An 11,836-nucleotide genomic window follows, 5' to 3' on the forward strand; every position below is an offset into this window, starting at 1 on the left:
ACACCGACTTCAACGGTACGGTTCCGCGCTATGTCGGAACGCCAGAGCGGGGCGGGTATTGGATCGAAGCGCGCGAGTATGACCGCGCGCTGGCCGAGTACAACGAACGCATCCGGCGTGAGGACGAAGAACGACGTCGCCAGTCCTGGATGAATTGAGGGAGCGGCGGGCATGTCTTTCTTCGCCGATCTGCCGCCGCATCTCCAGGAGCGCGTCGTCTGCTCGATCTCGGCCGCCGTCAAGTACGAAGTTCCAGTCAACATCGTTTTGGCCGTCGCCGAGAAAGAGGGTGGCAAGCCGGGCCAGTGGGTGCGCAACTCGAATGGCACACATGACGTTGGCCCGATGCAGTTCAACACAGCATACCTGGGCGACCTGGCCCGGTTCGGCATCACTGCGAACGATGTAGCTTGCGCCGGCTGCTACTCGTTCGACCTAGCCGCCTGGCGGTTGCGGATGCACATCCGCAACGACAAGGGCGACCTGTGGACTAAGGCTGCGAATTACCACTCGCGCACGAAGCAGTACAACGAGGTGTACCGGGCCGACTTGATGCGCAAGGCGTCAAAGTGGGCCAATTGGCTCGAAGCCCGGTTCGTCACGCTCGACGTGACGAGGGCAGGGGCCACGCCCTCGATACCCAGCCAGCCCACTCCGACGGGCACGGTGGTCCAACAGGACAAGGCGGAACTAGCACCCCAGCAGCAGGCCACCCCGAAGACCGCAGCAGCTCGCAGCGCAACGGTGGCCGGCTACGTGCCCCGCACGGTGTCTTTTAGGATGAACAATCAAGCGGAAACGAAGTGACCAAAACAGGCCTGAATTTCGAATTTCATACTGAACAGCGCTGTTCTTGCTGCGCTTGCCAAACTCTGAACTCAGGTAGTAGGGCCGACTCTAAGAAATTGTTCACTCTTGTTGTGGTACCAAATACCCGCCGCTGTTATCCGTTAAAAGTTTATTGAGCTCATCGCTTGCAAGAAGATTCTTCTCGCGGACCTTGCTCACAAAAAGACCGAATCCATGAGAACCCGGAATATCGGCACCATGCTCGGTTTTAAGTTTTATTATCCGTACAACATCCTGCTGCTGAAATATGGTGAATATTGGAAAGACCACCTTATCAAATATCGAGTTAGTTCTATCCCATGACCTTGACTTAGCAAGAAGCTGCATCACTCTCTCCTTGATAACTGACTCAAGCCCCTCAACATTTATGACCCCTGACAATTGATCCAACTCAAAATTAGAAACGCGCTTCTCTATAATAGGTTTTAATTCAATAAATTCTACCAAAACCCCCAATGCAGGGACCAAATCTTCATAGGAAGCTTTTTCAACGACTTGTGCAAGCTTGTCTTTGGAAGGTTGATCAATCAGATCCCACGCCCGGCTCACGGACGCAACGAGGTAGAGTACCCATTGAATCCGATCATCTTCCACATCCCTCACCACCTTATTCAACTGCAGACCGATCCGCGCTTCAAAAAGACCGGGTTTCAATTCATGTATTGCATTAAGCGCGGATACCACCCGCTTCTTCTGGTATAGAATATCTTCAAAAGCAAGAAATCCAAAAACAAGAGCGTCAATAGTAGAGTTTACAAGAGAGGTAGTTGGATTTTCCAATCCAGATTTTTTGAGCTGCAGGATAGCTCTACCAACATCCTCCGGAAAGTAATCTGACGCGACTATTTTTTTAATTCCTGAAATCGCCGCTTTGCCTTGAACAGGAGGCTGAGAAAGCACGTGTACAACTGCATTCCTGATATGCAGCCTTGCCTGTTCAGCAGACGGCTTATAAGGCACCCCTACTTGCTGAAAAGATGGGTGAGCGCACCGATGCCGATCTTCCTTTAGCCGATATAAGTCTAGGATCTGTTGCTGGTCGAAGAACTGCAGTTTTTCTCGACACGCATTGATAATTTCTCGCTCAAACTCAAGACCCTTAGCAACCCCCTGCGCGTTTCCCTCATTTATTTTATCAATGTACGTCTGAAACTTAGATTCCAGTTCCCGAGCGGCAGCATCACCAGCCACCGCCAGATCTCTAATCTTATCGATAAGATCAAAAACCACAGCAATCCAGGTGCTAACTATAGCAGCCCGATACGCGCCAGCTCTGTAGCATAGAGTAGCTTCCGCGATGTAATCCCTAGACTGCTCAGACCTACAACGCAGCGATAAAGATTCAATATCAGCAAGGGTTTCGTTCAATTTTCAGATATCCTTTAACGAACTGCAGGTCGAAAAATTTTGAAATCAAAATTACACCACCCAATTCCAACAATAGATTTCCCATTAAGATAGGACCGATTTCAGCATTTCTTGACGCCTGCGGCGCGGGATCTATGGGCTAAACCTGAGACTTCTCGCCCTTGGCGTATGATTTTTTCCGAATTCTGAGACGACCCCAATATGCACTCCGCTCGATCTCACCGACATCCTACATCGTCACACGCCACCCGACAGGAGCCGTTAACCGACAGACGGTTCGAAGATTTGCTGCAGCAAGCCAATGCCTTCTTTGCACAGGCCGAAAGAGATCCAGAGGCGGTGCGGCAGGAGATCATTGCGGAGATCGTTGACACCATGAAGCGCTACGGCCTCACGGTGGAGGATCTGCGAACGACCCGTTGAGCCCGTTCAGGAAGCGCTGGAAGTCCGCGTCACGGTTGCCGTACCAGGCAGCGTAGCGGCTGCTTTCAGCCAGCTTCTGGCTCGCGATATGGGCGTGGATCTTCGCGACCAGCCAGGGCTCGAACCGGTCACAGGCCAGGGGAATCGTCAGCCAGGACGACCAGACGCATTCCTCGTCCGCCAGGAGGTAGACCGCAGCGCCTGCCGGGAGAGCTTCACGCATCTCGTGCTGGGGGTGGCCGACGGTCAGCCCCCAGCCGTCAGGGCGGCTGAAAGGCACCGCGCGCGTAATCGGCCGCCACAGCAGATAGATCCATTGCTCGGGATAGCGGGTGTCCTCCTCCTCGCCTTCGACCAGATGCTCCGCACACAGCTGCAGGGCGGCGCCGCACCAGTGGCCCGGCTCCCAGCTGTCGGTGAAGATGATGCTGCCTGCCATCAGGGCCGCGCAGCGTAAACCCGGTCGAACACCGCTTCCAGACCGGGATGTATGCCGCGCAGGCCGGCGACCACGTGGGCGGCCCAGTCGAAGTAGGCCTGCTTGCGCTCGGTGGACCAGTCCGCTGGCGGCGAGGCCTGAATGTCGCGCAGGTTGCTGATCTTGTCGGCCAGCTTGACGAGCTGGGCCGCAGGCGAGAGGTGCGGCGCGTGCTCGACCTGGCGCTGCTTGCGCGCAGGCTTGTCCAGCGACTTGTCGTCGGTCACTTCCAGCACGACCGATGCGACGTCGGGGCCGAAAAGCTCCCGCAACTCGTCGGCCGTGGTTTCGGTGTCCTCGATCGTGTCGTGCAGCACCGCCGCGCACAGCACCACCAGATCATCAATGCCGCCCTCGTTGGCCAGCACATTGGCCAGCGCGATCGGATGGTTGATATAGGGCGAAGCCTCGGCGTCCTTGCGCCGCTGGTTGCGGTGCGTGTCGGCGGCGAAGGCGACGGCCTGGACGAAAGCACCGAACTGAGGGGATGTGTTCTGCATGTCGGATTTAAAAGCGTCTAGCCAAGCTTCGACTGTAAGGCTAACCTGCGCGCACCTGGTCGATCTGAAGTGCAACACCTGACCTGCCGTAAGGTAAGCCGATGTCGCCACAGCCCAGAACCTACCGCCAGCTATAGCCCGAAGACCGTGTGACCCTCGCCAGCCTGAAGCAGCAGAACTACAGCGTGCGTGAAATCGCCAGCGTGCTTGGTCGCTCGGCCAGCACTGTCAGTCGGGAACTGCGCCGCAACGCCAGTGCCGGTCACTACGGCAGCGCCACAGCCCAGCATTCTTGTCAGCATCGTCGTGAGCAGTCCCGGCCTTTGCGCAAACTGCATTCCGACGCCATCTTGTTTTGCCTCGTGCAGCAATGGCTACGACAACGCTGGTCGCCCGAGCAGATTGCCCTGACACTGGCACGCATCTACCCCAAGGGCCATGAGTACCGCGTGTCGCACGAAACCATCTACCACTGCATCTATGCCCAACCCGTAGGCGAGCTCCGCAAGGACCTGATTGCCTGCCTACGCCAGGCGCGCAACAAGCGCGTACCGCACAGCAAGGGCAAGGACCGACGGGGCCAGATCCCTGACATGCTCAGCATCCACCTGCGCCCGCCCGAGGTGGAAGACCGCCAGTTTCCCGGCCATTGGGAAGGCGACCTCATCAAGGGCGAAGGCAATGCCAGCGCGCGGTCGGCACTTTGGTCGAGCGCACCAGCCGGCTGCTGATCCTGGTCAAGCTGCCGCACCCCAAGCCCGCCAGTGCCGCCAACGTGCTGCAGGCCTTCACCGACAAGCTCAACGGCATTGCCCAGCCGATGCGCTTGAGCCTGACCTACGACCAGGGCCGCGAGATGGCCCTACACAAGAAACTGACCGAGCAGACCGGCGTGGCTGTCTACTTCTGCGACCCCCACAGCCCCTGGCAGCGCGACTCCAACGAGAACACCAATGGATTGGTTCGCCAGTACCTGCCCAAGGGCACCGACTTGTCGGGCTACAGCCAGGAGCAGCTTGATGCGATTGCCGACGAGATCAATCGCCGTCCGCGCAAGGGGCTCGGTGTACGATCACCGCTAGCCGTCTACCGCGAACTGCTCCTGAACAGCTTCCAGCACTCCACCCTCATTCACTGAAACCCTGGGTGTTGCGCTTCAGATTTGAATTCGCCATCAATAAAAATTTTGATTAACCTACACGGAGTTAAAATGTCAGCGGAGAATGAGAATACTGCAAAACTTGCTGAAGTTGCAGCAACAGAGCTATTTAGCGAGTTCTTCTGGGAGCGTAGTGGTCCTACGAATCATGATTGGCCGTGTGAGGATCAAAATCGGCACGACGTAAAAACACATCCATGCGATGTAGTTTATTACTATGATGAGCCATATTCTCCAGTCAGAACTTACGTCCATTGCGACCTAAAAAGTTATGCAAAGGGGACGATTCGCCCAGCATCGGTTAAGTCTGCCATAGAAAGTCTGGCAAAGCAGGTTGCCTGCGCCGACAAGAGTGACCGATGGCGAGAGCTGCACGGTCACGACCATGTAACCGCTTCAATTTGTGGGCTTTTGTTCGTATATAACCATGACGGGGAGTACGAAGCTGATTTCCAGAGAAATCTTCTTGGAATTAGCCCGGAATCCTTGCATCTTCCCAGAGGTGCAAAACTCTTCGTGCTGGGGCCGAAGGAAATATTTTGGTTAGACAACATCCGCGACGAAGTGCAGAGAATGCGAGGCAAGAGGCCAGCCGAGCTGCCATCGCATGAGTTCTGCAATTATTTCCATCCGCAGTTAAATCGGCGCGCGAATCTTCAGGCGAGAACAGCTAAAGCGGCAACACTGGAAATGCTGACGTCTCCAATAATTATTCTGGAGCATCGCGACCCAAAAGGGAGTGCAAAGCGGGGTGTTGTAGTTTTCTATTCTAGAAAAGGGGAGACTACGGATGAATTTATGTACTTGATTGATACTCTTCGCAAGTATGAGCTTTTGGACGATAATACATCTGTCACTATCAAGACGCTTGGAGCGTCGCCAATTTCTTCCCCAACCTTTCAGCGTGCGCAGCAGCAATACATTGAAAGTATCAATGTTAACGCCAGTAAGACCGACTTGGCTGGCTATGTGAATGCAATCAAATATGAGCCGATGAATAAGGTCAAGAGTACCTATTCTGCAACTGATTTGGGGATGTGGTGATGGCTGATTTTCTCGACCACCTGAGTGCTAACGATAACGATATTTACGACCTACTGATTTCAGGCAGGCAACGGCTGACTGCTTCAGTACTTCGTGAATTGGCAAGGGATAGAGGTATTTTCTACTCTCCTGAGGACTCCCGAGAAGATTTGGCGGATCGTCTATCCCTTTTGCCACATGATTTTCACGACATCGCAGGTATTGTCCAAAAGCGGGAACCGGTACATCGGCGTGAAAAGACTACCTTCGTTCGGCTGGGCTCTCAGCTCTCTGTCGATGAGATGAAGGAGGCAGCGACGGCCTACGCCGAGGCCGTAGGTGTCAGCGAAAACGTAACGCATCGGCCAAAGGGTGGAACGGGCTACGCAGTCAACATCTCCTATGAAGAATTCAATCACACGCGAACTCGGTTGCTTCAACGCGAGCGTCATGAGGCCGGGATTGAATTCTTCGTAGAGAACGGACAGACCGTAGTTAGGCTTCCGGCAACTGAAAAGGCAAAGCGCGTTGTCGCAGCGATCAAAGAGACGGTCGAGCAGAAGCGTAAAGAAAAGATCGTTGAGGAAACGATTGAACTGACGAGACTCACCACACCAGCATTGCGTTCCAGGTTTTTCACACGATTGATTTCTTCACTACCGGGATACAAGCTCAAGAACGTCATGAACTTGAAAGTGTCGTCTCTGCAAACCAGGAGTGAGGACGACGAAGACAGTCTCGATCTGGAAGATAGCTTTGAGGACGGAGTTGCAAAAGAGATGTTTGCAGCCGTTGTGCACACTATGGTCTTGTCAGGGCAGAACCTTGTTCAGTCTCAGGAGTACAAAGACCTAACTTCACGGGGTTTCTTCATCACGGCAATTACTTGGCGTTCGGAACACGAGCGCGAGCCGAATGACATCATTCAATTTGATGCAGGATTTGAAAATAGAAAGACGGGTACTGGATTTCGATATCAAGCACAAGGTGCTTTTAGAGCGCACAAGGGGACACATCGAAAGTCAATTGTGCATGTGGCCGATACAGAGAAGTCTAATCTATTTTCGCTCGTTGAAGAAACCGCCAGAAAGGTGTTGGCTGACCTGCTGAAAGAAGCTGTCGATGACGAACCAGGTGATTCCAAGGAGTGACCATGAAAAGATTTCGCTGGTTCCAAGTTGAGTGGCCTACTTCGATTCGCAAATTGGCAGAGCTAATCAAGAAGCGTACATTTGAAGGTGAATCGGGGCATGGATTTTTTATTGACAGGGTGCGTGATGATTACCTTGAGGCACGCTATGTGGAACGGATTGAATACACCGATGTTGTTATTGATCCTTTTGGTAAAGAGTTGAAATTTGAGCGGATTGAGTTCCGCCAAACGCTGTTTCGGGCTTCGTCAGATGCTCCTGGTCTAGAGCTAATTGACCCTCCGCGAAATGTCCAGGCACTGATGAATAGGCTGTCCGAGGCAGTGGATTTTGAGGCTGCAATCACGCCTGCGGTGGTCGACGTCTTGTCGTGGTCAGCCGTGCTCCAAAATGTTGGCGGAGTTTCATCGGTCGTGGACTCTCTCCAAATCGGTGCTTTGGAGATTGAGGCGGGCATCGTTGCGAAGGTAGTTATCAAGGGTGATCGGGACGTGCGTGCCGCCTACACCGCGCTGACCCAAGACAGGAATTTCGCAATGGAGAAAATCCAGCTTCGACTGTCTAGCCCTCACAGAGGGACGGTGGTTCTGTCGTCAGGTGGGTCTGCGTCGCTTAGTTCTGAGGACACCATCGAGCATTTATTGGAGCCGCTGCGTCTGGCCCTAGCTAATGCCATGCAGCGGACGAAATGACTGGCTGAGAGACGGCTGCGAAGTTACTAAATTTTCGGGAAGTAAAGTCACTTTTGTAGACTCGGGACATGACCACCGACAAGAAGACCGACGCCCGCAAGCTTGACCATGCCACGCTCGAAGTCATGCGCCTGCGTGCGATCGAAGCGACCAAGGCCGGCATGAAAGCGACCGACCTGGCACTGGCCTACGGCGTGCATCGCCGCACGGTCTTTCGCTGGCTGGCCGACTACTACAAGGGCGGCGAGCAAGCGCTCAAGGCCAAGCCGATTCCAGGTCGACCGCCCAAGCTTGACGAGCCTCAGATGCAGTCGCTGGCCCAGGCCGTGACGGACCAGACGCCGCTGCAGCACGGCTTCGCGGGCGGCCTGTGGACGCTGTCGATCCTGCGTGAGCTGATCCGGCACCAGTTCGGCCAGACGATGGCCTTGTCCTCGGTCAGCCGCGTCATGTCGCTGCTGGGCATCACGGTGCAGAAACCGCTCTACCGGGCCTGGCAGCAGGATCCCGAGCGGGTGCGCAAATGGGAGACCGAGGAGTTCCCCGCCATCAAGAAGCAGGCCAGAGCACAGGGTGCGACGGTGTGCTTTGCCGACGAGGCGGGCATCCGCTCGGACTATCACACGGGCACGACCTGGGCACCGGCGGGACAGACGCACGTGGTGACGGCCACCGGCCGGCGCTTCTCGCTCAACATGCTCTCGGCGGTGAGCCCCAAGGGCGAATTTCGTTTCATGCTGCACGACGGCACCGTCACGGGGCCGGTCTTCAAGACCTTCCTGCAGCGCCTGATGGCCGGTACTATGAGGTCGATCTTGCTGACCGGGGGCTGCTGATCGCGCAGCGCGTCCTCGGCGTGCTCGCTCCAGTGCAGACAGGTGCTGACAATGATCTGGTGCGTGAACGGCTTCTTGCCCGAAGCGGTGAAGAAGCTGTCGATGTCCTTCTTCTGCAGCTTGTAGTCCGTCGCGTACAGCTTGCACTGGATCGCGTGGTACTCCCCGGTCCCCGCCGTGCGCGCCACCAGGTCAATCCCCGCATCCCGCTTGTCCAGCCCCTGCAGCGCGGCCCAGTCGCCATAGGTCCACACGTCGCTGTAGAGGTCCCGGTAGGTGGCCTCGTTGCGCAGGTAGCAGACGATCAGCTCCTCGAAGTAAGTTCCCTTCTCGCGTTCGGAGGCAGCGGCTTGGCGGTAGATGTCGAGCAGTGTGGTCAGTGCGGTCATGTTCTAGTCTGGGATAACAGCAGTTTCTTAGGATTGCTATCGGCCACGTGTTAATTTAATGTTATTTTGCCATCAATTTTTAGATGGCTTTGTGCAGAAATAGTCCAGGAGCGGAGGGGTCGTCTTCAGAAAGCGACTGCACTGCAACAGCGAGGGGGGAAGAATCGTCAGACAATGACGACCGGCTACTGGCCAGCAGCAGCCAGCCAACTTGACACGGCTGTGACTGGTTCAGGCTGGTAGCGGTCAGAAAAACTTCACCGCGACCGGCAAGTTTCGACCCAACGCGGTCATAGAGTGTCTGAAAAAGTTGGTGCTATTTACTAAATTTTCGGAAAGTAAGGTCACACCGTCTGCCACCCGCCACTCTCGGAAGACCATCTCTCACCTGAAATAAAGTGGCACACCTTTCCGAAAGATTAGTAATCGTCGTCCTCACACGGATGCAGCGGATTCACTTCAGTAATTCGTGCCTCGAACTCCTTAGCCAGCCATTCATATTTTTGGCGAATTCTGTCGTCGTCTTTGAACTTTTCCTGCAGTTTTTCGATCTCTGCTGGAGCTTGCAGCATTGATTGTCGGAACTTTCGAAGAACTTTCTCGCCAGACATGACTAGTGAACTGTCATTCAAAATGTGCCTGAAAGCAGTCGCAAGAGAGGCGTAGTAGTAATCACTATCTTCTTGAATGAATGACTCGAACAGTTTAAAAGTATCAACAGTTCTGTAACGTTCGATACAGTGTCTATCGATCAGAAATCTAGGATGGTCGGCCTTCTTGGATTCAAGGAAATATGCTTGATTCATTGCTGGCCCGAACATTGGACCACCTTGGATGTGGACGAGCTTCCCGATTGTCACACCACCGCGAAGCAATAGGCTATGTGACATCCACATCATTGCGCTGATTTTAGTGAGTAGATCCAGAAGAATTTGCGAAGCAATGACATCATCAGAGCGGGCAGATAGAACCAAACTGTCAGAAAAATAGTTAATGCTAACAGGGTGCATTTTCTGCTGGATTTTTGAAATGTGTCGCGCGGTTTCTCGAACCTGCTCCACGTCTTCCACAGGAATTAGCTCTAAATTAACGGTAGTGATAAGTTCGGCTTCAATCTGTGTTGGATGCATCGCCATCAGTGCATCAAGTATTTTCTGGGGAAGATCAGGTGTTACGAAGCTTTTCTCTACTAGCTTGCCAAATCCCAAAATATCTACAAAAGCAATGAATCGTTCTTCGTACATCCTTATCGTCCCTGTTGGTGTCTGATGATGATTATGCAAGCGATTTCTATCCCGGTTTCGTAGAAGCGTTCAAGCCTCAAAATCTAGCCTTAGTAAACGTCCGCTTCTGGCCGTTATGTACAGCTGCACATAACGGCCAAGAGCGAACACTGGTGTAATGTCGAAGCGGACGCTCAACGTTTGAAATGAGAGGCTCGACCCGGCAAGCTGGGGCGATTCCTCTCGGTGGAAGGGTTGGGCGTCATTGCCGCTCTATTGGCAAGCTCCGGTGGCCTGTTGCGAATCTACGACTCAGATTTCCAAGGGAACCGTTTCGCGTTCGTAGCTTTAGCCTGACATCGTCCCAGTTCAGGAAAATGGGCAAGAGCGGCTTTCGCTCTTTTCCGTCAATCTGCATAACCGAGAGACCAAGGGTGCTGCCATTGTTTCGCGGTGCATAGGTGTCAATGAGCTGCTGGAGAGTTCTTCGTGCATTCGGTACAACTTGATCGAGAATAGCCCGTACTTGAGTGTGAACCTGACCCAAGCCTTGCAGGTACTCGCGCGAAGCTTGGATGATTTCTACGCTATCAGGCATTTCGGCCAAAGTTTTCTTGTGAAACTTAGAGTTTTCCTGAAGGAATTTCTTCTCTGTCACGAGTTCAAGACGGGTTTCGAGCACGTTCGCAGGTTCCACCCCAGTCCATTGAGAAGCATGCCGTACTACGTGAACAGCTAGGCCGGAGTGCTGAACGTGATTGCGAAGGGCCTCCATAAATCTGTACGAGAACTGAGCATCGTATTGCTCCGAAGTTGCCTGCCTAAAGAGCTTTCGGGATGCCTCTACATCGAAAGCGCAGTCGGCCAGGTGTTGCGGTGCGTGATCGAGATACAGGCGCGCCGCGCTGAGAAGATTGACGACCCTCCGATTGGAGTTGGAGCGGACATCAAATAGATCTTCATACGAATGAATATTTCTTACAACAGATGATGCAGCAGCGCATAGCGCGTCTTGCTCAAGTTCCAAGAAGTTGGAAATCAATAGGTCGTATGTCTCTTCCAACGCAAAGGCAGCGTTCAGAGCAGTGCGTGATTTCTGCGCCTCATGAAATTGTTCCTGCGTGATAGGGATTTCAGGAGTAGATTCCAGGACAGCGAGGCATAAGACAATATTCATATCGCTCAATTTAATTCATCCTGCAGAACTTTCGGAATAAACAGGACATTGCGAGATATTGTTTGCACAGCATCCTCCTGAAAATGGTTTGCTACCTGGATTGGCGTTCGCAGAACGTGCAAAATACTGGTATAAAAATTCGATGCAATCCGGCGCACTTTTTTTTGCCTCAAATGATTGTAGGAGCAAGTCTGGGAGCATGTTGCGCATTCCACTGATGGCGGACAGTGATTCCAGGCTCATCGTGGACAGTATTCCATGCGATGTCGGACACCTGGCGCCGGTGTCCTGAGTGACGGGGTTAATCGTAGCCGAAGTGTCCGCCATCAGCGTTTCAGCACATGATAGTACGCTTTGCGGTGAACGGATGAATATCTCTTGTGGGCCGATACCGGAAATTTGGCGCTTGTCAAATTTGCCCGCAGCCCCTTTGAAACCATCGCTAAGTTAGCCAGCAGAAGTTAATCGAGTCAGAACTCCATTTTGAATTGACTGCCAAAGTGCTCGAACACGTGTTCAACGGCTCGCTCCAGTTCCTCCTTGGTCCGGCGCTTGACCTCCATCCAGC

At 53.6% G+C, this 11,836-nt stretch carries 10 protein-coding genes and 2 pseudogenes; 7 read left to right on the plus strand and 5 right to left on the minus strand.

Annotated features, from left to right (window positions below; all coding sequences use genetic code 11):
- The coding region (locus PHN51_12490) for a TrbM/KikA/MpfK family conjugal transfer protein (protein MDD2819597.1) at nucleotides 1–158 on the plus strand (158 nt) is incomplete at its 5' end.
- Between the two features lie 13 nt (nucleotides 159–171).
- Nucleotides 172–807 carry a transglycosylase SLT domain-containing protein gene (locus PHN51_12495; GenBank protein ID MDD2819598.1) on the plus strand — a complete coding sequence of 212 codons (636 nt, stop codon included), beginning with the start codon at nucleotides 172–174 and terminating at the stop codon, nucleotides 805–807.
- 102 nt (nucleotides 808–909) lie between these two features.
- Here the strand turns inward: PHN51_12495 and PHN51_12500 are convergent, their stop codons facing one another.
- The 3 genes from PHN51_12500 to PHN51_12510 all read right to left on the minus strand — a co-directional run bounded on the left by PHN51_12500 (nucleotide 910) and on the right by PHN51_12510 (nucleotide 3,618).
- Nucleotides 910–2,217: a hypothetical protein gene (locus tag PHN51_12500; GenBank protein MDD2819599.1), complete on the minus strand. Its 1,308-nt coding sequence runs from the start codon at nucleotides 2,215–2,217 to the stop codon at nucleotides 910–912.
- Between the two features lie 391 nt (nucleotides 2,218–2,608).
- On the minus strand, nucleotides 2,609–3,079 hold the full coding sequence (locus PHN51_12505; protein ID MDD2819600.1) for a hypothetical protein: 471 nt from the start codon (nucleotides 3,077–3,079) through the stop codon (nucleotides 2,609–2,611).
- Nucleotides 3,079–3,618, minus strand: coding sequence for an HD domain-containing protein (locus tag PHN51_12510; GenBank protein MDD2819601.1), 540 nt, complete (start codon nucleotides 3,616–3,618; stop codon nucleotides 3,079–3,081). Before PHN51_12510 ends, PHN51_12505 begins: the two co-directional genes overlap by 1 nt.
- Nucleotides 3,619–3,803: 185 nt before the next feature.
- On the opposite strand from PHN51_12510, the pseudogene PHN51_12515 reads away from it, so the two are divergent.
- The 5 genes and pseudogenes from PHN51_12515 (at nucleotide 3,804) to PHN51_12535 (ending at nucleotide 8,443) form a co-directional block, all read left to right on the plus strand.
- Nucleotides 3,804–4,756, plus strand: a pseudogene (locus tag PHN51_12515) (IS30 family transposase).
- Nucleotides 4,757–4,828: 72 nt separating this feature from the next.
- Nucleotides 4,829–5,821, plus strand: coding sequence for a hypothetical protein (locus PHN51_12520; GenBank protein MDD2819602.1), 993 nt, complete (start codon nucleotides 4,829–4,831; stop codon nucleotides 5,819–5,821).
- Nucleotides 5,821–6,951, plus strand: coding sequence for a hypothetical protein (locus tag PHN51_12525; protein MDD2819603.1), 1,131 nt, complete (start codon nucleotides 5,821–5,823; stop codon nucleotides 6,949–6,951). The genes PHN51_12520 and PHN51_12525 overlap by 1 nt, the downstream gene beginning before the upstream one ends.
- A 2-nt stretch (nucleotides 6,952–6,953) precedes the next feature.
- Entirely contained in the window at nucleotides 6,954–7,643 is a 690-nt protein-coding gene (locus tag PHN51_12530) for a hypothetical protein (protein MDD2819604.1), read from the plus strand.
- A 68-nt stretch (nucleotides 7,644–7,711) separates the two neighbouring features.
- Nucleotides 7,712–8,443, plus strand: a pseudogene (locus PHN51_12535) (IS630 family transposase).
- Between the two features lie 844 nt (nucleotides 8,444–9,287).
- Here the strand turns inward: PHN51_12535 and PHN51_12540 are convergent.
- Entirely contained in the window at nucleotides 9,288–10,112 is an 825-nt protein-coding gene (locus tag PHN51_12540) for a hypothetical protein (protein ID MDD2819605.1), read from the minus strand.
- A 241-nt stretch (nucleotides 10,113–10,353) separates the two neighbouring features.
- The gene (locus tag PHN51_12545; protein ID MDD2819606.1) at nucleotides 10,354–11,268 is read right to left on the minus strand and encodes a hypothetical protein; all 915 of its coding nucleotides are present in this window, start codon (nucleotides 11,266–11,268) and stop codon (nucleotides 10,354–10,356) included.
- Between the last annotated feature and the right edge of the window lie 568 nt (nucleotides 11,269–11,836).

It is taken from the genome of Candidatus Nanopelagicales bacterium, from assembly GCA_028687755.1.
GTDB lineage: Bacteria > Actinomycetota > Actinomycetes > S36-B12 > S36-B12 > UBA11398.